Origin of the sequence: Pseudomonas sp. SH10-3B (assembly GCF_019891415.1) — a bacterium.
In the GTDB taxonomy this organism is placed as follows: Bacteria; Pseudomonadota; Gammaproteobacteria; order Pseudomonadales; family Pseudomonadaceae; genus Aquipseudomonas.
On the sequence record NZ_JAFLXD010000039.1, the window covers coordinates 1 to 19,622 of the forward strand.

Annotated in this window: 21 protein-coding genes; 11 read left to right on the top strand and 10 right to left on the bottom strand. The window is 61.3% G+C overall.

Going from position 1 to position 19,622, the window contains the following annotated elements; genetic code table 11:
- The coding region (arcD, locus tag J1G35_RS23550; protein WP_223016152.1) for an arginine-ornithine antiporter at positions 1–1,203 on the top strand (1,203 nt) is incomplete at its 5' end.
- Between the two features lie 107 nt (positions 1,204–1,310).
- On the opposite strand, the gene J1G35_RS23555 is transcribed toward arcD, so the two are convergent.
- From J1G35_RS23555 to J1G35_RS23585, 7 genes are all read right to left on the bottom strand, one after another.
- On the bottom strand, positions 1,311–2,660 hold the full coding sequence (locus tag J1G35_RS23555; RefSeq protein ID WP_223016153.1) for a CoA transferase: 1,350 nt from the start codon (positions 2,658–2,660) through the stop codon (positions 1,311–1,313).
- 40 nt (positions 2,661–2,700) lie between these two features.
- A complete protein-coding gene (locus tag J1G35_RS23560; protein WP_223016154.1) occupies positions 2,701–4,044 on the bottom strand; it encodes a HAMP domain-containing sensor histidine kinase in 1,344 nt (447 codons plus the stop codon).
- A 68-nt stretch (positions 4,045–4,112) separates the two neighbouring features.
- Positions 4,113–4,577 carry an LTXXQ domain protein gene (locus J1G35_RS23565; protein WP_053135934.1) on the bottom strand — a complete coding sequence of 155 codons (465 nt, stop codon included), beginning with the start codon at positions 4,575–4,577 and terminating at the stop codon, positions 4,113–4,115.
- A gap of 142 nt (positions 4,578–4,719) precedes the next feature.
- Entirely contained in the window at positions 4,720–5,397 is a 678-nt protein-coding gene (locus tag J1G35_RS23570; RefSeq protein WP_049711772.1) for a response regulator transcription factor, read from the bottom strand.
- A gap of 7 nt (positions 5,398–5,404) precedes the next feature.
- Positions 5,405–5,812, bottom strand: coding sequence for a translation initiation factor 2 (locus J1G35_RS23575; RefSeq protein ID WP_053135938.1), 408 nt, complete (start codon positions 5,810–5,812; stop codon positions 5,405–5,407).
- A 106-nt stretch (positions 5,813–5,918) separates the two neighbouring features.
- Positions 5,919–6,218 (bottom strand): YciI family protein, encoded by a 300-nt coding sequence (locus J1G35_RS23580; protein WP_027605568.1) that lies wholly within the window; start codon positions 6,216–6,218, stop codon positions 5,919–5,921.
- A gap of 1 nt (position 6,219) precedes the next feature.
- Entirely contained in the window at positions 6,220–6,816 is a 597-nt protein-coding gene (locus J1G35_RS23585) for a septation protein A (protein WP_053135941.1), read from the bottom strand.
- Between the two features lie 87 nt (positions 6,817–6,903).
- Here J1G35_RS23585 and J1G35_RS23590 point away from each other — a divergent pair, with 87 nt between their 5' ends.
- From J1G35_RS23590 to J1G35_RS23615, 6 genes are all read left to right on the top strand, one after another.
- Positions 6,904–7,767 (top strand): PHP domain-containing protein, encoded by an 864-nt coding sequence (locus J1G35_RS23590; protein ID WP_027605570.1) that lies wholly within the window; start codon positions 6,904–6,906, stop codon positions 7,765–7,767.
- Between the two features lie 13 nt (positions 7,768–7,780).
- Positions 7,781–8,410 carry an L-threonylcarbamoyladenylate synthase gene (locus tag J1G35_RS23595; protein ID WP_027605571.1) on the top strand — a complete coding sequence of 210 codons (630 nt, stop codon included), beginning with the start codon at positions 7,781–7,783 and terminating at the stop codon, positions 8,408–8,410.
- Positions 8,411–8,530: 120 nt separating this feature from the next.
- Positions 8,531–9,229 carry a ScpA family protein gene (locus tag J1G35_RS23600; RefSeq protein ID WP_169898658.1) on the top strand — a complete coding sequence of 233 codons (699 nt, stop codon included), beginning with the start codon at positions 8,531–8,533 and terminating at the stop codon, positions 9,227–9,229.
- A 12-nt stretch (positions 9,230–9,241) separates the two neighbouring features.
- On the top strand, positions 9,242–10,162 hold the full coding sequence (gene scpB, locus J1G35_RS23605) for an SMC-Scp complex subunit ScpB (RefSeq protein ID WP_223016155.1): 921 nt from the start codon (positions 9,242–9,244) through the stop codon (positions 10,160–10,162).
- A gap of 205 nt (positions 10,163–10,367) precedes the next feature.
- Positions 10,368–11,615 carry a 23S rRNA pseudouridine(2605) synthase RluB gene (gene rluB / locus J1G35_RS23610; RefSeq protein WP_053135949.1) on the top strand — a complete coding sequence of 416 codons (1,248 nt, stop codon included), beginning with the start codon at positions 10,368–10,370 and terminating at the stop codon, positions 11,613–11,615.
- Between the two features lie 199 nt (positions 11,616–11,814).
- Entirely contained in the window at positions 11,815–12,732 is a 918-nt protein-coding gene (locus J1G35_RS23615; protein ID WP_223016156.1) for a tyrosinase family protein, read from the top strand.
- Positions 12,733–12,857: 125 nt separating this feature from the next.
- Here J1G35_RS23615 and J1G35_RS23620 read toward each other — a convergent pair whose 3' ends face one another.
- Together J1G35_RS23620 and J1G35_RS23625 are read right to left on the bottom strand one after the other, a co-directional pair.
- On the bottom strand, positions 12,858–13,817 hold the full coding sequence (locus J1G35_RS23620; RefSeq protein ID WP_223016157.1) for a leucyl aminopeptidase: 960 nt from the start codon (positions 13,815–13,817) through the stop codon (positions 12,858–12,860).
- A 73-nt stretch (positions 13,818–13,890) separates the two neighbouring features.
- A complete protein-coding gene (locus tag J1G35_RS23625; RefSeq protein WP_003175756.1) occupies positions 13,891–14,028 on the bottom strand; it encodes a hypothetical protein in 138 nt (45 codons plus the stop codon).
- 638 nt (positions 14,029–14,666) lie between these two features.
- Here J1G35_RS23625 and J1G35_RS23630 point away from each other — a divergent pair.
- The 4 genes from J1G35_RS23630 to arfB all read left to right on the top strand — a co-directional run bounded on the left by J1G35_RS23630 (position 14,667) and on the right by arfB (position 18,404).
- Positions 14,667–16,088, top strand: a complete 1,422-nt coding sequence (locus J1G35_RS23630) for an amino acid permease (protein WP_223016158.1) — start codon at positions 14,667–14,669, stop codon at positions 16,086–16,088.
- A 55-nt stretch (positions 16,089–16,143) separates the two neighbouring features.
- Entirely contained in the window at positions 16,144–16,353 is a 210-nt protein-coding gene (locus J1G35_RS23635; protein WP_262417390.1) for a pentapeptide repeat-containing protein, read from the top strand.
- A gap of 145 nt (positions 16,354–16,498) precedes the next feature.
- Positions 16,499–17,905: a hypothetical protein gene (locus J1G35_RS23640; protein ID WP_223016159.1), complete on the top strand. Its 1,407-nt coding sequence runs from the start codon at positions 16,499–16,501 to the stop codon at positions 17,903–17,905.
- Between the two features lie 85 nt (positions 17,906–17,990).
- Positions 17,991–18,404 carry an alternative ribosome rescue aminoacyl-tRNA hydrolase ArfB gene (gene arfB, locus J1G35_RS23645; protein WP_016975416.1) on the top strand — a complete coding sequence of 138 codons (414 nt, stop codon included), beginning with the start codon at positions 17,991–17,993 and terminating at the stop codon, positions 18,402–18,404.
- On the opposite strand, the gene J1G35_RS23650 is transcribed toward arfB, so the two are convergent.
- Complete coding sequence (locus J1G35_RS23650) at positions 18,401–19,597, bottom strand: MFS transporter (protein WP_053139910.1); 1,197 nt, start codon at positions 19,595–19,597, stop codon at positions 18,401–18,403. The two genes, arfB and J1G35_RS23650, sit on opposite strands and share 4 nt — an antisense overlap.
- Positions 19,598–19,622: the final 25 nt, after the last annotated feature.

A 19,622-nucleotide genomic window follows, 5' to 3' on the forward strand; every position in this document is an offset into this window, starting at 1 on the left:
GCCTACGCCAAGGCCGGTTTCGGCGACTACATGGGCTTTTCGTCTGCCTGGGGCTACTGGATCAGCGCGTGGATGGGCAACGTCGGTTATTTCGTGCTGCTGTTCAGCACCCTGGGCTATTTTTTCCCGGTGTTCGGCCAAGGCAACACGCCCGTCGCCATCGGCTGCGCATCGTTGCTGCTATGGGCCGTGCACTTCCTGGTGATGCGCGGAATCAAGGAAGCCGCGTTCATCAACCAGATCACCACCGTGGCCAAGCTGGTGCCGCTGCTGATGTTCGTGGTCATCGCCGCCGTGGCGTTCAAGGCCGATATCTTCACGGCTGACATCTGGGGCCTGGGCAAGCCGCAATTCGGCAGTGTGGTGGACCAGGTGCGCAATATGATGCTGGTCACGGTGTTTGTGTTTATCGGCATTGAGGGTGCCAGTGTGTATTCGGCGCGGGCCGAGAAGCGCGCGGACGTGGGGCGGGCCACCGTGATCGGCTTTCTTGGCGTGCTGGCGTTGTTGGTGTTGGTCAACCTGTTGTCCCTGGGGATCATGAGCCAGCCGGAGCTGGCCCAACTGCAAAACCCGTCCCTGGCCGGTGTGCTCGAGCATATCGTCGGGCCCTGGGGGGCGTTGCTGATCAGTATCGGCCTGGCGGTTTCATTGCTGGGCGCCTTGCTGTCCTGGGCGCTGCTCTGTGCCGAAATCCTCTACGCCACCGCCCATGACAAGACCATGCCGGCCTTCCTGAAGAAGGAAAATGCCAACCAGGTGCCGGTGAACGCCTTGTGGCTGACCAATGTGATGATCCAGGTCTTCCTGGTGATCACGCTGTTTTCCCACAGCACCTACACCACCCTGATTTACCTGGCGTCGTCGATGATTCTGGTGCCGTACCTGTGGTCGGCGGCGTATGCGGTGCTGTTGAGCGGGCGGGGTGAAACCTATGAAGGTGCCCACCGCCATCGCATCAAGGACCTGCTGGTGGGGTTGATCGCCCTGGGCTACGCCGTATGGTTGCTCTACGCCGGGGGGCTGAAATACCTGCTGCTGTCGGCGCTGTTGTATGCGCCGGGCGTGATCCTGTTCGCCCTCGCCAAGCGCGAACAGGGCCAGCCTTTGTTTACCCACGTTGAGAAAGGCATTTTCAGCTGTGTGATCGCCGGTGCAGGGCTGGCGGCGTATGGGTTGTACAGCGGGGTATTGTCGTTGTGATGGGGTGAAGGTACTGGCCTCATCGGGAGCAAGCGCCCTCCCACATTTTGAATATGTTCACTCATCAAAGTGTGGGAGGGGGCTTGCTCCCGATAGCGGCAGTCAAGTCACCATTGCGGCCTGTGCGAGCCCAACTCTCCAGCCGGCAAATCCCATTGCAATGGCGTTCCGCCGATGGTCAGCGGGGGCAGCAGCCGGTGGGCCTGGCCCCAGGCGGTCTGTTCGACGACCAGGCCTTGATCCTCTGGTTCTTCCTCTCGCAACGCCGGCTGCTCGGGCACTTGTCCGGCGTCCACCAGTAGCCTCGCCGTACGCGCCAACGACAACCGCGCCGAACCGCCACGACCCGATGTGAACCGTTCGCTCAATGCCCGAATCGCGCTGGCCGCCATCAAATACCCAGTGGCATGGTCCAGCGCCTGCACCGGCAGCGGCACGGGTTTGTCTGCCTGCTTCCAGGCCATGCCTGCCGCGGCGATCCCGCTGCTCATCTGCACCAGGCTGTCGAAGCCCCGGCGGTTACGCCACGGGCCGCTCCAGCCGTAGGCGTTGAGGCTGACGTCGATCAGGCCGGGGGCGAGGGCTTGCAGGTTGTCGGCGGTGTAGCCCAGTTGCTCCAAGGCATCGGCGCGATACCCGTGGAATAGAATGTCGGCCGCTTTGAGCAGGCCTTCAAAAACCTGGCGGTCTTCGGCTTGCTTAAGGTCCAGCCGCGCGCAGCGTTTGCCCAGGGTCATTTCCGGGACTACGCCGGGTTCGTTCCAGGTGGGTGAGTCGATGCGCATTACATCCGCGCCGAGACCAGCCAGAAAACGACTGGCCACCGGGCCGGCCAATACGCGGGTCAGGTCCAGCACCTTGAGGCCGGCCAGCGGGCGTGCCACCGAGCCGCGCCAGGGTTTATCGGTGGTGGTTTCGAAGGTCTGGCGTTGGACCAGCGCCTCGGCGTTCACCGCCAACCCTTGCGGATGTTGCTGCCAGGCCTGCCATGTACGCATCTGCGCCGCGCAGCCACCGTGGTCGACAATCGCCTGTTCCAGTTCTGCGGCGTTCCACGCCGCGACCTTGCTGGCCATCTCGGCGCGGTCGGCGACCTTGCCCAGCACCCGTTCGGCGGCGGCACGGTGATGGGGCGCGTTGGTGTGCAGGCGAATCCAGCCATCGGCGCTGGCGTAGTCGCCGGCCACCGGGTCCCACAGGGGCGGCACTTGCCAGCCCAGCGGGCGGATCGAGGAAGAGAACCAGAAAGAGGCGAGGCGTCGGTCCACACTCACGCTGGGTAAGCGCCCGGTCTGTTGTTGGATCAGTTGGGCGACGGCCTGCCCGGCGGCGCCGATGCTGGCACTGGCCAGTTCGGTGACGGCGTAGGTTGAGGGCAGGGCGCCGGCCTCGGTGAAGGTCAGCGGGGTGTGGGGTAGGTCGAGTGCGGCTTGGATGGGGGTCAGCAGGTCAGTCATCAAAGGCCCTCCGTAAGAGAAGGGCCACTATAGAAGATCATCACACCGGTGTGACAACCCCGGGCGTCAACGGCAAGTCGATGCTGGCGATAAAACCACCGTCGGGGTGATTGGCCAGGATCAGGCTGCCACCGTGGCGTTCGGCTGCGCGTCGGGCAATTGCCAGGCCCAAGCCGTGCCCTTGGGCCGTCTGGCCGGGAGCGCGGTAGAACGGCTCGCCGAGTTGACTCAGGTGTTCGGCGTCCACACCCGGGCCATGGTCGCGCACGCTGATCAGGATGCGGTCGCCGTGGCGCTGGGCGTGCAAATCGATCGGTTGCCCCGGCGGGTTGAAGCGCTGGGCATTGCGCAGCAGGTTATCCACCGCTCGTTCGATCATGGTCGGCCAGCCCTTCAGTTGCAGGTCCGGGTCGCTGCTCAGTTGCACCACCTGGTCCGGCGCGCTGAGCTGGGCATCCTTTTGCAGGGTTTTGAGCAGTGGGATGAGGTCGACGTCTTCGGCGCTGGCATTGTCGGCGTCGACGCGGGCCAGGACCAGAATTTCGCTGATCAGGGCTTCCAGGCGGTCGCATTCGCGGGTCAGGCGGGGCCAGAGTTTTTCCCGTTCTTCGGCGCTGGCGCGTTCGGCCAGGGCCAGGGCGATGCGCAGGCGGGCGAGGGGCGAGCGCAGTTCATGGGACACATCGCGCAGCAACTGGCGCTGGCTGCCGATCAGGCTTTGCAGGCGTGCGCCCATGCGGTTGAAGTCGGTGGCGAGTACGCCGAATTCATCGCGGCGGTTGGCCAGTTGCGCCAGGCTGTTCTGTTGGTAGGTGGCCTGGCCGAGGTCATGCACGGCGCCGCGCAGGCGGCTTAGTGGGCGGGTGATGGACAGGGTGACGAACAGGCTGAACAAGGTCAGCACCACCAGTGCAATCACCAGCGCGCTCAACGGCCATGCCAGGCTGCTGCGATGCCATTCGTCCAGTTCCGGGTGCGGGATGCGGTAGATCAACAGGTAGGTGTCGCCGGTCTTCTCGCTGGTGTACTCGGCGGTCAGGCGCCGCCAGGGCAGATGGCCTTCCTTGCTGTCGTTCTGCCGGGCTTCGAAGGCGGCGGCGCGGCGCGGGAAGGTGCCGCGTACCACCGGCTCGCCGCTTTCGTTCAGCACTTGCACGTCGATGTGGTACTGGCGCTTGCGCTGTTGCAGCAGCTCTTGGGCGGCGTCCTCGCCCTGGGCTTCGTAGAGCTGGGTCCACTCTTGCGCCAGGTTATTGAGGCCGGGGTGACGGCTGAGAATCCAGGCATCCTGGTTAAGCATGTGCCCAAGCAGGATCGACAACCCGGCAACCAAGGCGATGGCCAGCCAGAAACTGGCCAGGATGCGCCAGAACAATGAACGCACAGGAAACCCTCAAACAGGAAAAGCCCAGTGGCGGGGGCCACTGGGCTGGGAGTGTTAACGCGGGGACATTATTGCGCTTTTTGCGGCTGCTGCGCTTTCCAGGCTTGGAATTCCTTCCATTCGGCACGACGCTGTTCTTGCTTCTTGACGATCTCGTCGAACTTCTTCTGCTGGTCAGGCTTGAGCACGGCACGGATGTCGGCCTGGGTTTTCTGCTTGCCGGCGGCGATTTCATCCTGCATGGCTTTCTGGTCGGCGGCCGGGAGTTTGTCCAGGTACTTTTTGACCAGGTCTTTGCGAGCGTGCCATTGGTCGCCCATCAGCTTGCCGATCTGCTCGCGCTGTTCGCGGCTCAGGTCCAGTTGGCTGAAGGGGCCGCCTTTGCCACGCGGACCGTGTTCACCGCCGTGGCCCGGGCCACCCATCATGTGGCCTTCAGGGCCGCCCATCGGGCCTGGGCCTTCAGGCATTGCGGCCATGGCAACGGTCGGCAGGGCAGCGGCGAACATCAAAGCGATAAGGGTCTTGCGCATGGTGATTCTCCTGTCTCTATTCCGGTGAGTCCGGATGTGAGTAGATTACGGAGATCAAGGTCAGCGGCGGTCAGGTGTGGGTAAAGCTTGGGTAAAGAGGGTTTTGTCGCGAACTGACAAAACCCTGTAGGAGCGAGGGGGGCTAGAGGCTGTAGTAGTAGCCGCGGCTGCGCAACGCCACGATCCGTGGCCGGCCATCCGGGTGCGGGCCGATCTTCTTGCGCAGGTTGCTGACGTGCATGTCCAGGCTGCGATCGTAAAGGGTCAGCTTGCGGCCCAGGGCGATCTGCGCCAGTTCCTGCTTGTCCAGTGGCTCGCCGGGCTGGCGCAATAACGCTTCCAGCAGGCGGCTTTCGGAGACAGTGAGGGTGAATTCCTGTTCGTCGATGCTGACCACGCCGCGCACTGGGCTGAAGCACAGGTCGCCCAGTTCCAGTTGGCTGGACACGGCGGCCGGGTGGCTGCGGCGCAATACTGCGCGCAGGCGCGCGGTGAGTTCGCGAGGGTCGCAGGGTTTGGCCAGGTAGTCGTCGGCGCCCAGTTCCAGGCCGAGGATGCGGTCCAGGGGTTCGCCTCGCGCCGAGAGCATCAGCACCGGCAGCTCCGGGTGGTCGTTGCGCAATTGCTTGAGCAGCTCCAGGCCGCTGCCGTCGGGCAGCATCACGTCGAGCACTACCGCCGCCGGGGCGCTGTCGGCCAAGGCCTTGCGCGCGCTCAAGCCATCGTGGCAGGCGCGCACCTGGAAGCCTTCCTGGCTCAGCCAACTGGTCAGCAGCTCGCAGAGCTCCTGGTCATCATCTATCAGTAACAGCTCGCTCATGACTCACTCAATTTAGCCATTGTCGACGGCGACGGTGCCCACCGCTGGCGAAGATCCCGCACAGCAAGGCGATCAGTGCGACGGCCCCACCGGTGACGAACCATTGTTGTTGCTCGGTCAGCCATCGGGTCAAGGCGCCGCCCTGTGCATCTTTGAGTTGCTGGGCCAGGCGTTGGTTCTCTTGGCGAAGGCGGCTCAATTGAGCGCTTTCGCGGGCAGCATCCGCGCTCTGCAGTTGCTTGCTCAGTTCTTGACGCTGCCGTTCGCTTTCTTTCAAACGTTGCTGCAACTCGGTGATCTGGGCGCCGACACTCAAGGACAGGGGCGTGGAACTGCCGGTGTTCGAGGTTTCTTCAGCGTGGGCCGTAGCCCCGATCATTAACACTGCCAACAGACACAACTGACGTAAGCGCATCGGAACTCCTGATTCCACACGAATATTCAGAACGTTGTCGGCAGGTTACCGAGAATAATGAGCAATTAGGAGTGCGCCGGCCTCAATAGGTTCGGCGCAACCAGGATCAAGGCAGGACTTGCTTGAAGGGTTTGATCACCACGTCGGCGTAGACACCGGCTGCGACATAGGGATCAGCCTTGGCCCAGGCCTGGGCATCGGCCAGTGACGCAAACTCGGCGACGATCAGGCTACCGGTAAAACCGGCGTCGCCCGGGTCGTTGCTGTCCACGGCCGGGTGCGGGCCGGCCAGCACGATGCGGCCTTCGGCTTGCAGCACCTTGAGGCGCTCGACGTGAGCCGGGCGTACGGACAGGCGTTTTTCCAACGAGTTGGCAACATCGGTGGCAATGATGGCGTAGAGCATGTCAGTCCTCGGTTTTCGGCGTAGTAGGCTCGGTGTCATGCAGGTGGCGCGACAGGTAGATGCCCTGGGCGACCAGGAACAGCACAGTCATGCCCAGGCTGCCGAACACTTTGAAGTCGACCCAGTAGTCCTGGAAGGTAAACGCCACGAACAGGTTGGCGGCGCCGCAGAAGATGAAAAACACGATCCAGGCCACGTTCAGGCGTGTCCATACCGGTTCCGGCAGGGTCAGCGCATGGCCCATGATCCGCTTGATCAGCAGGCGATCACCGATGAAGTGGCTGCCGATAAACGCCAGGGCGAACAACCAGTTCACCACCGGTGCTTTCCATTTAAGGAAGGTTTCGCTGTGGAAGGCCAGGGTCAGGCTGCCGAAGACCAGGCAGGCGACGAGGGTCAGCCACTGGCTTTTTTCCAGTTTGCGCTGGGAAATGAAGATGGCGCCGTAGACCACGACAGAGCTGATGATGAGCACCGCCGTGGCGCTGTAGATGCCGCCGAAGGTCAGCTCATGGCCGGCCAGGTCGATGACCCTGGGGTCGAGTTTGTAAACGATGAAAAACAGCAACAGCGGGATGAAGTCGATGAATTGTTTCACAGTAAGAGCCAGAAGCTGGATGTGGCGGCATAATAACAAACATCCTTGGTTGCGATAGCGCCAGCTGACTTGAGGTTACACACCCCCGTGAATGTTGATTTGCACTGCCACAGCACGGCCTCCGATGGCGCCCTGGCGCCTGCGGTACTGGTTGCGCGTGCGTTTGAAAAAGGCGTGCGAGTCCTCTCGTTGACCGACCACGACACCCTCGAAGGCCTCGACGAAGCCCGTACGACCGCCCATGCCCTGGGCATGCAACTGGTCAACGGGGTGGAATTGTCCTGCACCTGGGGCGGCGCCACCATTCATGTGCTCGGCTACGGTTTCGATCAAAAAGCGCCGCCATTGGTGGAGGCTATCGCGCAATTGCACGATGGCCGCTGGCTGCGGTCCGAAGAAATAAGCCGAAAGCTCAGCCTCAAAGGCATGCCCAACGCCCTCGACGGCGCCCGCGCCATCCAGCAGGAACTGGGTGACAGCGGCAACGCGCCGGCGCGTCCGCACTTTGCCGACTGGATGGTGCGAGAAGGGTTTGTCAAAGACCGCGCCGAAGCCTTTCGCAAATGGCTGGGCGCCGGCAAGTTGGGGGATGTGAAGCAACATTGGCCGACCCTTGAAGACACCGTCGAGACCCTGCGGGCCTCCGGGGCCTGGGTCAGCCTGGCGCATCCCTGGCATTACGATTTCACCCGCAGCAAGCGTCGCAAGCTGATTGGCGACTATATTGGAGCGGGCGGTCACGCGATTGAAGTGGTCAACGGCTTTCAACCCGCCGAACAGGTGGGCAGCCTGTCGATCCTTGCCCGCGAATTTGGTCTGCTGGTCAGCGCCGGCAGTGACTTTCATGGCCCAGGCGGCTGGTCCGAGATCGGCGAGTACCGCGCGGTCCCGGAAGATTTGCCGCTGTTGTGGGGGAGATTCAAGCATGACCCCATTATTGCCACCGTCTGAACAGGTAGAACCCGTGAGTCAATTCTTCCAGATTCATCCGGAAAACCCCCAGGCGCGCTTGATTAAGCAGGCCGTAGAGATCATTCGCGCCGGCGGCGTGGTGATCTACCCAACCGATTCGTCCTACGCCATCGGTTGCCAGATCGGCGACAAGGGCGCCGTCGAGCGTGTCAGGCGCCTGCGCCAGCTGGATGACAAGCACAACTTCGCGCTGATCTGCAGCGACTTGTCCCAGTTGGGCCTGTTTGCCAAGGTCGACACCGGCACCTTCCGCCTGCTCAAGGCCCATACACCCGGGCCCTACACCTTTATCCTCAACGCCACGCGCGAAGTGCCGCGCCTGTTGCTGCACCCGAAAAAACGCACCATCGGCCTGCGCGTGCCGGAGCATCCCATCGCCCTGGCATTGCTCGCCGAGCTGGGTGAGCCGTTGATGAGTGTGTCGTTGATCATGCCTGGCGACACCGAGCCCCTGGAAGACCCCTACGAAATGCGCCAATTGCTGGAAAAGCAGGTCGACCTGATCATCGACGGCGGTTTCGGCGGCAACAAGGCCTCCACCGTGATCAACCTGGCCGACGGCGAACCTGAAGTGATCCGTGTCGGTTGCGGCGATCCTGCGCCCTTTATGGCCGAGGCCTGAATGTCAGCTGTGGAAACCGTCGACAGCCAGGCGGGCGCCCAGCAGGAGCTGCCGTTTGCCATGGTCTACGGCCAGGCGGTGCTGGAAATGCCGCTGGACCTGTACATTCCGCCGGACGCCCTGGAAGTCTTCCTTGAGGCTTTCGAGGGGCCGTTGGACTTGCTGCTGTACCTGATCCGCAAACAGAACATCAACATCCTCGACATCCCGGTGGCGGAAATCACCCGCCAGTACATGGGCTATGTCGAGTTGATGCAGTCGGTACGCCTGGAACTGGCTGCCGAGTACCTGGTGATGGCTGCCATGCTCGCCGAGATCAAGTCGCGCATGCTGTTGCCGCGCGCGGAGACGGTCGAGGCCGAAGAGGACGATCCGCGCGCCGAACTGATCCGCCGCCTGCAAGAGTACGAACGCTTTAAGGCCGCCGCCGAAGGCATCGACGGCCTGAGCCGCGTGGGCCGCGACGTGGTGGTACCCAAGCTCGACGCTCCCGAGGCCCGCGCGCGCAAGCTGCTGCCGGACGTGAGCCTGGAAGAGTTGCTGATGTCCATGGCCGAGGTGCTGCGCCGGGGCGATATGTTCGAACACCACCAGGTCAGCCGCGAGGCCCTGTCCACCCGCGAGCGCATGAGCGATGTACTCGAACGCCTCAAGGGTGGCGGATTTGTGCCGTTTGTCGAGCTGTTCACGGCAGAAGAGGGGCGCCTGGGGGTGGTGGTGACCTTTATGGCGGTCCTCGAACTGGTCAAGGAGTCCTTGGTCGAGCTGGTCCAGAATGAGCCTTTTGCGGCTATCCACGTGCGGGCGCGAGCCGAATAAAGAGCTGAATCGATGAATCTGACTGAACCCCGCGAACTGGCCCCGTTGCTGGAGGCTTTTCTCCTGGCCTCGGGTAAACCGCAATCCCTTGAGCGTCTGTTCGAACTGTTTGAAGAAGCCGAACGCCCTGAACCGCCGGTGTTCAAGAAGGCGCTGGAAATTCTGCGCAAATCCTGCGACGGCCGTGCCTTTGAACTGCGCGAGGTCGCGTCGGGTTATCGCCTGCAGATCCGTGAGAAGTTTTCCCCGTGGGTCGGCCGCCTCTGGGAAGAGCGCCCGCAGCGCTATTCGCGGGCAATGCTGGAAACCATGGCGCTGATTGCCTATCGACAGCCCATCACTCGCGGCGAAATCGAGGACGTGCGGGGCGTGGCGGTCAACAGCCATATCGTCAAGACGCTGCTGGAGCGCGAGTGGATCCGCATCGTCGGTTACCGCGACGTGCCCGGCAAACCGGCAATGTTCGCCACCACCAAGGTGTTCCTCGACCATTTCAACCTGAAAAACCTCGACGACCTGCCGCCCCTGGCCGAATTGCGCGAGATGGAGGCCGAGCCGGTCCTCGACTTCGACGACGCCCCGGTCCCGGCGAGCTTGCAGGAACTGGCCGACGCCACGGCCGAGCCGGAGGAGCCGAAGGACGAAACCAGTTTCCACACGTTGTTGCTGGAACTGGACGACATGGAGCAGGGCATCAAGACCGACTTTGACGACTTGCTGCGCGATGGTGCAGCCGAGCCGGAAGCCCAGGTGAGCGTGGAGGTCGAACCTGAACCTGAACCTGAGGAAGATATCCTCGGCGTGGCCGAAGCCCGCGAAAAACTCCTGGCCGCCGTCGCCGCCCTCGAACAACCGCCCCTGAGCGACGAGGAAGACGAAGCCCGGGCCCTGGCCGAAGCCATCGAGGCCGAACGCCGCCAGTTCGAAGACTGATGCAGTCCAATGTGGGAGGGGCGGTGCGCTGGGTACCACCGGTCGGCGGAAAAAACCATGACCTGGCGCTTATCGACTAGTCTCTGATGCGCAACGCGCGCCATGCGCGTATGATTCGCGACCCTTTGCCGACCTATTCGGCCAAAGCCCCGCTTTCAACACTCTTCAGGCCACGCCTGAATCGACCCACCGGGAGGTGCTTAAGATGAACGACAAAGACCAGAACGACAGCCAGGAAATCGGCCCTGCAGGCGAAAAGCTGCAAAAGGTGCTGGCGCGTATCGGCGTGGGCTCGCGCCGCGACGTCGAAGCCTGGATCACCCAGAAGCGCATCAAGGTCAACGGCGTCGAGGCCACCCTTGGCCAGCGCGTCGACCTGCACGATGCAATCACCATTGATGGCAAGGTCATCAAGCGTGAAGAGGCCGCCGAATCGGTGCGCCGCGTGATCATGTACAACAAGCCCGATGGCGAGATCTGCACCCGTGACGACCCGGAAGGCCGTCCGACCGTGTTCGACAAGATGCCCAAGCCCAAAGAAGGCCGCTGGATCAACATCGGTCGTCTCGACATCAACACCACCGGCTTGCTGATGTTCACCACCGACGGTGAACTGGCCAACCGCCTGATGCACCCGTCCTACGAGATGGACCGCGAATACGCCGTGCGTGTACGTGGTGAAGTCGATGACGAGATGATCGAACGCCTCAAGGCCGGTGTCGTGCTGGAAGACGGCCCGGCCAAGTTCACCGACATCAAGCAAGCACCGGGCGGTGAAGGTTTCAACCACTGGTACCACTGCGTGGTGATGGAAGGGCGTAACCGTGAAGTACGTCGCCTGTGGGAATCCCAGGGCCTGGTGGTCAGCCGCCTGAAGCGCGTGCGTTTTGGCCCGGTGTTCCTCAACTCCGACCTGCCGATGGGCCGCTGGCGCGAAATGAGCCAGTACGAAGTCGACATCCTCAGCGCCGAAGTCGGCCTGACGCCGGTCGCCATGCCGCAGATGAACGCCAAGAGCAAAGACAAGCTCGATCGCATGCAGCGTAAATCGTCGCGCCCTGTGGCCCGCACCGAACGCGTTGCCCGCACCCTGCGCCCGGCGCTGGATGCACCGGCTACTGGCGGGCGTATCTCGCGTCAACCGCATATCGAAGGCGAGCGTCGCCCAACCGCGCCCTCGCGTCAGGAAGGCGAGCGTGCTCCACGCACCCCACGCCCAGCCGGTCGTGGCGACGCGCCAAGCGGTGGTCGCGGTAATCGCGGTGAAGCCGGTCGCGGTGCTCCGGCATCCGATCGCCCAGCCGACAGCGCCAACACCAAGCGCCCAGCCAAGCCAGCGCCGAAAAAGCGCCCAGGCCTGAAACTGGTGGCGGACGAGCCGTCGGGCAAGCGCCGTGGCGCACCGGCCGGTTCGGGTCAGCGTCCTGGTTTTGGTCGTAAGAAGCCGCAGTGATGTTTTAAGCACTGCATAAAAAAACGCCAACTCTCGAAGTTGGCGTTTTTTTTTGAGTTGGATTTACGTCTGAGTGCCCAGTTGGACCTTCATTCGCCGAGTGACTGTTGTGCCGCCCAGGCTAAACAGTTACCACCGGCTTTGGTGGCGAGGGCACTAGATTGGGCCTCGTACTCACTTTTGCCACGAGACTATTTCCATGGATATTCGTATCAATCATCGCCACATGACCCGCATCCAGAAAGACGTTCTTATCCAGGCTATCCTACTGCTGAAAAACGACGTCGAGAGTGTCCTGCGTCCCGGCCGTCAAAAGCGCTATGACGATTACGTACAGATTCACCGCAGCGCCATGGGCGGTCCGGGCGCTTTCATGCCGATGCCGCACCGCTCACCGTTGTTTTTCCCCTGGCACCGTGTATTCCTGCGCCAGTTCGAGCAGGATTTGCAACGCGCCGTCAGCGACCCCTCTCTCACCCTGCCGTTTTGGGACTGGTCGTTGGAGGGCCCGAGTAATCCATTCACTCCTGGCTTTTTGGGCGGCAATGGCGACAGTGCCCAAGACCAGCGTATTACGTCTGGTCCATTTGCCTCACGGGGAGGTGGCTTCGAAGTTCGTCTATGGGACATGGAGTTGGGCGATGCGGGCTTGCGCCGCGAGCTGGGCACAGAACCCGGCGCGCACCTGCCGAACTCCGAGCAAGTGCTAAGCGCGCTGTCCAAGACACCTTATGGGCCAGGGCCGAACAGTTGGGTCAATTATTGCGAAGGCATGCTGCATGATCCTGTGCACCGTTGGGTGGGCGGTAACATGTCGCTGCCCACCTCGCCCAACGATCCGGTGTTTTTCCTGCACCACTGTTACATTGATCTGTTGTGGGAACGCTGGAAGCGCCAGCATCCAAGCTCTGAGGCTTACTATCCGGTAAGCGGCGCACCAGGGTTGGATCGTGAAGCCACGCTGGTTTTCCACGCGCCGGGCGATCCCGCGCCTTGGCCGGGTACTTGGACCGTTGATCAAGTGATCAGCTCTGAAGCGCTGGACTATACCTACGGTCTATTTACCTCGATAACCACCTGCACGCCGGTGCCACCCGTCTGTGATGCGCTCACGTAACATTCTTCAACCTGCTTGGCATCGAAAAAGTGCCGGCTCGCGATAGGGGGATTCTCGGCTTATAGAGGCACCGTTATCGCGAGCAAACTGCACATTCGGATCCCCATTGCTTTCAAGTTCGGTGTTCAGAACGCAAAGGTGCCGTCAAACACCGGTTTGTCATCCAACGCCAACACCCCGCTGGCAAAGATCAGGTCCAGATGATGACTGCCTTTCTGCCCGCCACCCAAGCCCAGGTGCAAGCCGCAATGGCGCTCCTCGAACCCGGCATTACGCGCATACAGGTCTTTCACCCCCTCATTGGTACCAATCCCCAGTTCTTCCACGCGACGGTTGGACGGATTGGCATTCAGGTATTTGTTGAAGTCCTCCGCCAGCCCCGGCACGTCACTGGCCACGCTGCAGATGGTCGAGTTCTCGATCCACAGTTCCAGCGGTGACTGCAGCACGCCGTATTTGCGCGCGAAGGGGATGGTGCTGAGAAAGGTGCCGACAAACCGCACCTGGCCATTGATGGCTTCGCTGTGGGTGGCGATTTCGCCGGGGGCCAGGTCGTGGTTGCCGATACCGTTGATATTGGTCCACTTCTTGATGCTGCTCATGGGCGCCTGAAGGCGTGAGCCGTGTTTGTCGGTAAAGCTCAGCACCGTGGCCTGGGACATGCGCCGGATCAGGGTGGCGTTGAGGTCGGCGATGCGCTGCGGCTCGACGCTGAAGGTGTCGTAGAAATAGTCGCCGTAATCCTTGAACAGCAGGGATTTCTTCCAGTGTTCGGCCATCACGCCTTGCAGGGCACGGATAAAGTCCGGGCCTTCGGCGCGCGGGTTGGGCAGGGTGGAGGAATCGTAGAGAAACAGGTACAGGTCGCAGGCATCGATGGCCAAAGCCAGATGGTCGCTGTCGGCCAGGTCGAGGCGCTGCACCTGGAAGTTGAAACGGGCGGCGCTGCTTTGGGTGATGGCCTGGGCGATGGCGTCGTAGCGCTCGGTGTGGCCCAGCAGTACGGTGGGGCAGCTCAGGCCTTGGAGGGCCGGGTGGTGGGCGAGGTAGTAGAGAAAGTGTTCTACGGCGCGGGCCTTGTCCATGACGTATGTCCTTCTGTGCCTTGGGTAAGGAGGCAGGTGCCGTGCACAGCACCTGCCGAATACGTGCCGGGTATCAGAATGGCCACATTGCCGTGCCAAAGGGCACAACGGCATCGGCTTGCATCATTTCAACGGCGGCCTCGTGGGTCGGCGCTTCAAACCAATCGTCGAGTTGCAGTTCGGTTTCCAGGTCGTTTTCCAGTGCTTGCATGGTGTATCTCCTAGAGGACGTTGTTTGAGAACGGCTTGCCAGCGAGCTTCGCTGCGCAAGTGGAATGAACCTAGGAGACACGGCTGTTTAATGCAAAATATTTATTGACACCGTCTCATTTGGATTTTTTGTTCTGTTTTTCCAGGCGTATTTTTTCCTGAGGAAATACAGGGCGCTGGCGTCGCCAGTGCGTCGGAGTTTTCTTACCGTCAATTCTTCTTCAGATCACAGCTGTAACGCCTGATTTCCGCTCTGTAACGATTAGTTTACGCATGATCCCTGGCATTACTGCTTTAACCCAGGCTGTAAGGAATACCTGACAGATCGTCGCACGCACCGTTCGAGTGCGGCTTCATGCGGTCGAGCGGTGTACAATGCGCCGCGTTTTACTGTGACCCCCTTGCGTAACCACGCAAAAGGCCAAGACCTCAGGGTTTACCCGCCCTGATCATTCCGCCTGGCCACGAGCCGGACGGGTTCGATTTCGTCACAGATAAAAACAAACAGGTGACGCATGACCGCTAGAAAGACGCTGTACTCCTGGTGCCTGCGCTGGGGTTTGAGCGGCGCTGCTTGAGTCGGTAATTCAAGGCAGCAACCTGCAATCAATCTTCTCAAACCTTGCGTGAGACCTTTTCATGAGTGGACCCCATTCCTCTTCAGGCGAGCTGAAACGTGGCCTGAAAAATCGGCATATCCAGTTGATTGCCCTCGGTGGCGCTATCGGTACCGGCCTGTTCCTCGGCTCGGCCGGTGTGCTCAAATCCGCCGGCCCGTCGATGATCCTGGGTTATGCCATCTGCGGCTTCATTGCCTTCATGATCATGCGCCAGCTCGGCGAAATGATCGTCGAAGAGCCGGTCGCCGGATCCTTCAGCCACTTTGCCCACAAGTACTGGGGCGGTTTCGCCGGCTTCCTGTCGGGCTGGAACTGCTGGATCCTGTACATCCTGGTGGGCATGTCCGAGCTGACCGCCGTTGGCAAATACGTGCACTACTGGTGGCCGGAGATCCCGACCTGGGTCTCGGCGGCGGCATTCTTCGTGCTGATCAACCTGATCAACCTGGCCAACGTCAAAGTCTTCGGTGAGGCCGAATTCTGGTTCGCCATCATCAAGGTGGTGGCCATCGTCGGCATGATCGCCCTGGGCAGCTACCTGCTGGTCAGCGGAAGCGGCGGTCCGCAAGCCTCGGTGAGCAACCTGTGGGAACACGGCGGCTTCTTCCCCCACGGCGTAGGCGGCTTGGTGATGGCCATGGCGATCATCATGTTCTCCTTCGGTGGCCTGGAAATGCTCGGTTTCACCGCCGCCGAAGCCGATCAGCCGCGCACCGTGATCCCCAAGGCGATCAACCAGGTGATCTACCGCATCCTGATCTTCTACATCGGCGCCCTGGTCGTGCTGTTGTCGCTGACGCCATGGGACAGCTTGCTGGCCACCCTTAACGCCTCCGGCGATGCCTACAGCGGCAGCCCGTTCGTGCAGGTGTTTTCGATGCTGGGCAGCAACACCGCTGCACATATCCTCAACTTCGTAGTGTTGACGGCCGCGTTGTCGGTGTACAACAGCGGCACCTACTGCAACAGCCGCATGCTGCTGGGCATGGCCGAGCAGGGTGATGCGCCCAAGGCGCTGGCCAAGATCGACAAGCGCGGCGTGCCAGTGCGTTCGATCCTCGCCTCGGCGGCGGTCACGCTGGTAGCAGTGCTGATGAACTACTTCATCCCGCAACATGCGCTGGAACTGCTGATGTCCCTGGTCGTGGCCACGTTGGTGATCAACTGGGCGATGATCAGCTTTTCCCACCTCAAGTTCCGCCAGCACATGAACCGCACCGGCCAGGTGCCGTTGTTCAAGGCGCTGTGGTATCCATACGGCAACTACGTGTGCCTGGCGTTCGTGGTGTTTATCCTGGTGATCATGCTGATGATTCCGGGGATTCAGGTATCGGTGTACGCGATCCCGGTGTGGGTGGCGTTTATGGCGGTGTGTTACTGGATCAAGAACAAGCGCAGAGCGGGTGAGCAGTTGGGCGCGGTGGCTTCAGTCGCCGAGTGAGATAGCCTACCTGGAAAAACAAACCCGACCTTGAGTCGGGTTTGTTTTTCCAGGAATGGTTCGCAGATCTGCTCCGACAAGATCGCCTGCCGATTGCAGCCTCGCCCACGCCCGCATCAACGGTGCCAATTTCGCTGGGGCGGATCTGCGCGGTGCGGATTTGAGCGGGTTTCGCCTCAATGATGCCAAACTTTTCAAAGGCGCCGTGATTTCCAAAGCCCAGGCGTCGATGTTGTTGTCAGAGTTGGGCTTGTCCGTTGCCTGAAGGCTTTCAGGTTTGTGGTAGCAGGATGTCTGGTCTTGCGTGTTTGGCGCCCATCATTGCGAATCAGAAAAAGATGATAGGAACGATTGTTTAGCGGGGATTCACTCAACGTTGAGAATTCAACTGTTTTCAATGAGGGGTCATCATGATCGGAGTGCATTACCCTGCGCTACAGACGTCGAGGCTGCCACTGGCTCACCCCGCCGCCTTTCAGAGCAGTAACGTTCAGATAGAAGCCAACTTGGGTCGGCTCGCCAGTGAAAGCCCTGCCGCTCATAAAACGATTGACGCCTTACTTGTCAGCTTGACTCGGCTGTTCACGTTGGTTGAAGGAAGCGAGCTGAAGGCCACCGCCAAAATGTTCAGCAGTTACTCGTCCGATGTTCCTAACTTCGGCGTGATCGGCCAGTTGGGGGCGGGTGGGTTAAACCGGATCCTGGATGAAGCACGCCAAGGTGGACCGCGCGCGCACCGTGGCGGTGACGAACCCCTGACACTGAGAGAAAAGGGCACCGCATTCTTCAATTTGAGTAACTCCGCGTATTTTCGCGAGACTTTGGAGCGCATTCACGGCTCCAGCGAATTGAAAAAACATGTCGCAGAAATTGTTGATGTTCCGTATCTGGAGTCCAAGCGTTTCGGACCTGCCCGCGGCAGCACCGAAGAGCGTCCGTTACCCGAGCAACTGATGCTTTATACCTTCAGTAATGAAAACACTCAGGATGCCTCGCAGAATGCGCACTTGTACGAATCCACCAAGGAGCTAGGCGGTCGACCTGTAGTGAGCAATCCGGCAAAAGCCGGCGCCAGCCTGACCAAAGTGCAGAGCGACTTCCGTGAAGCAGCGCCGCTGGCAAACAACGTCTGGGTGTCGGCTGCTGACCTGAAAGCCGATCAGCGCCTGAGTTCGCGTGAACTTGATTTTGCACGCCTTAACCCGCGCAACCGCTTTGATCGGGATGACGGCCAATTCGGCTACCAAGGGCCGATTAAAAGCCGGGCGGCCCTGCCGCTTGAGCAAACCGTGATTCCCCGGGGTAATGGCTTTGCGGTCTGGCAAGTCAAACAAAACACCGGCTTCGCCAAAGATGCTGCCTTGCAACAAAAGCCGGTGGTAGCAGGACCGTCTGGGACCACCGACCGCTTTATGACGGCCGCCCGGTTACTGGGCAATGGACTGGTCAATGAACTGGGGCTTGGCCAGCCCAAGGCGGGTGAGTCGAGTGAACAGACTGCGCTGAGGGGGCAGCGGGAAATGAAGGAATTAGTGCGCTGGATGGCCACCGGTTACCTGGTGGATGACAACCACCACTCGATGATTGAGGTCAACCTGGGAGCGGCCAACCATGGCCTTGCGGTGCAATGGGGCGCGTCACTTTATCGCGAGCCTTTCAGCGCGCCGATCAGGGCCAATGACTTCACTGTTTCCAATTCACACGTTATGGATGCCCTGAATACGCAGCCGCCGGTGAAAACCCATTATGAGAAATTTCGCCATGACCTGCAGGGCGGCAATCGAGCGAGGGTCACGGCGGATGGGCGAGTAATTTGATCGCAGGCCCTATGGGTAGTGGTTTGCAGCGAGGAGCGGGTTGCGTTCGAGTATGCTGGCGACTCTGAACCACGGATCCGTCCCAATGCTGGTAATTTCCAACAACGTGCACCTGCCCGATGCCGAGATCGAGCTGACCGCGATCCGCGCCCAGGGCGCCGGTGGGCAGAACGTCAATAAGGTGTCGAGCGCGGTGCACCTGCGGTTTGATATTCCGGCGTCGTCGTTGCCGGAGTTCTATAAGGAGCGGCTGCTGGCGCTGCGGGACAGCCGCATCACCAGCGAAGGCGTGCTGGTGCTCAAGGCCCAGCAGTATCGGACCCAGGAACAAAACCGCGCTGATGCGCTGGAGCGCTTGGTGGAGTTGATCCTCAGCGCCACCAAGGTCGAGAAGAAACGCCGCCCGACCAAACCCACCCTGGGTTCGAAAAAGCGCCGTCTGGAATCCAAGACCAAGCGCGGCAGCATCAAGGCCGGGCGTGGCAAAGTCGACTTCTAGGCGTCGCGCGCTGCGCGGGCCCGGGGCGCTTGCCGGTACAGGTACACACTCAGCAGCAACCCGCCAAGCGCGGCGAGGGCGGCGAACAGGAAGATCGACGCAAAGCCGAAGCCTGCCGCCACGGCCCCCGCCAGTGGCCCGGTAATGCCCAGCGATAAGTCGATAAACAGCGAGTAAGCCCCGACCGCCGAACCTCGACTGGACGCGGGCACCAGGTTGACCGCCTCCACCCCCAGCGCCGGAAACACCAGGGAGAAGCCGAAACCGCTCAACGCCGCGCCGGCCAGGGCCAGGTTGGCATCCGGCGCCAGCCACAACAGCAGAAGGCCGAGGATCTCCACCGACAGGCAGGCAATCGCCACGCGAAAGCCGCCGATGCGGTTGATCAAGTTGCCAAACAGCAGGCGCGCACCGATAAAGCTGGCGCCGAACAGGCTCAAGGCCCACACCGCGTTATCCCAGTGTTGGGTGGTGTAATACAGGGTGATAAAGGTGGCGATGGTGCCAAAGCCGATGGAGCCCAGGGCCAGCGCGCATCCGTGGGGCAGCACCCGGCCCAGTACATTCATGAACGGCAGGCGCACACCGGCCACAATCGGCGCGGCCACTTTGTTCCAGGCCAGCAACACGCCGACTACCGCCAGCAGGATAATGCTCACACCCATGCTCCACAGCCCGAAATTCCTCACCAGCAGCACCCCCAACGGTGCGCCGATGGCCAGCGCGCCGTAACTGGCGATGCCGTTCCACGAAATGACCTTGGCGGTATTGGCCGCGCCCACCCGACCGATGCCCCAGCCGATGGCGCCTGAGCCCACGAGGCTTTCCGCACTGCCCAACACCAGTCGCCCGATAAGCAGGCTTGCCAGACTGACGGCCGGCACGCTTGAAAACCACGCGGCCAGCAACATGAACACGCCGCTCAAGCCGCAGCCCACCAGGCCGATCAATACCGCCCGCTTGCTGCCCAGGTTATCGATGATTTTGCCGGCATAAGGACGGCTCAACAGCGTGGCCAGGTATTGCACGCTGATCACCAGCCCGGCGATCACCGCACCGTAGCCCAGTTCGCTGTGGACATAGCCCGGCAACACGGCCAGGGGAATGCCGATATTCAGGTAGCCGATAAAGGTGAACAACACGATGGAAACAACTTGCAGCGTTACCGCCAGGGGGCGCTGAGTATCTGGCATGGGAGAGGTCCACTGTCGCAGCAGG

Bases quoted from the DNA above. Each gene is read 5' to 3' on its own strand.
- J1G35_RS23555 (WP_223016153.1), bottom strand. From the start codon at position 2,660: ATGACTGACCTGCTGACCCCCATCCAAGCCGCACTCGACCTACCCCAC.
- J1G35_RS23565 (WP_053135934.1), bottom strand. From the start codon at position 4,577: ATGCGCAAGACCCTTATCGCTTTGATGTTCGCCGCTGCCCTGCCGACC.
- J1G35_RS23570 (WP_049711772.1), bottom strand. From the start codon at position 5,397: ATGAGCGAGCTGTTACTGATAGATGATGACCAGGAGCTCTGCGAGCTG.
- J1G35_RS23575 (WP_053135938.1), bottom strand. From the start codon at position 5,812: ATGCGCTTACGTCAGTTGTGTCTGTTGGCAGTGTTAATGATCGGGGCT.
- J1G35_RS23580 (WP_027605568.1), bottom strand. From the start codon at position 6,218: ATGCTCTACGCCATCATTGCCACCGATGTTGCCAACTCGTTGGAAAAA.
- scpB (WP_223016155.1), top strand. From the start codon at position 9,242: ATGAATCTGACTGAACCCCGCGAACTGGCCCCGTTGCTGGAGGCTTTT.
- rluB (WP_053135949.1), top strand. From the start codon at position 10,368: ATGAACGACAAAGACCAGAACGACAGCCAGGAAATCGGCCCTGCAGGC.
- J1G35_RS23615 (WP_223016156.1), top strand. From the start codon at position 11,815: ATGGATATTCGTATCAATCATCGCCACATGACCCGCATCCAGAAAGAC.
- J1G35_RS23620 (WP_223016157.1), bottom strand. From the start codon at position 13,817: ATGGACAAGGCCCGCGCCGTAGAACACTTTCTCTACTACCTCGCCCAC.
- J1G35_RS23625 (WP_003175756.1), bottom strand. From the start codon at position 14,028: ATGCAAGCACTGGAAAACGACCTGGAAACCGAACTGCAACTCGACGAT.
- J1G35_RS23630 (WP_223016158.1), top strand. From the start codon at position 14,667: ATGAGTGGACCCCATTCCTCTTCAGGCGAGCTGAAACGTGGCCTGAAA.
- J1G35_RS23635 (WP_262417390.1), top strand. From the start codon at position 16,144: ATGGTTCGCAGATCTGCTCCGACAAGATCGCCTGCCGATTGCAGCCTC.
- J1G35_RS23640 (WP_223016159.1), top strand. From the start codon at position 16,499: ATGATCGGAGTGCATTACCCTGCGCTACAGACGTCGAGGCTGCCACTG.
- arfB (WP_016975416.1), top strand. From the start codon at position 17,991: ATGCTGGTAATTTCCAACAACGTGCACCTGCCCGATGCCGAGATCGAG.
- J1G35_RS23650 (WP_053139910.1), bottom strand. From the start codon at position 19,597: ATGCCAGATACTCAGCGCCCCCTGGCGGTAACGCTGCAAGTTGTTTCC.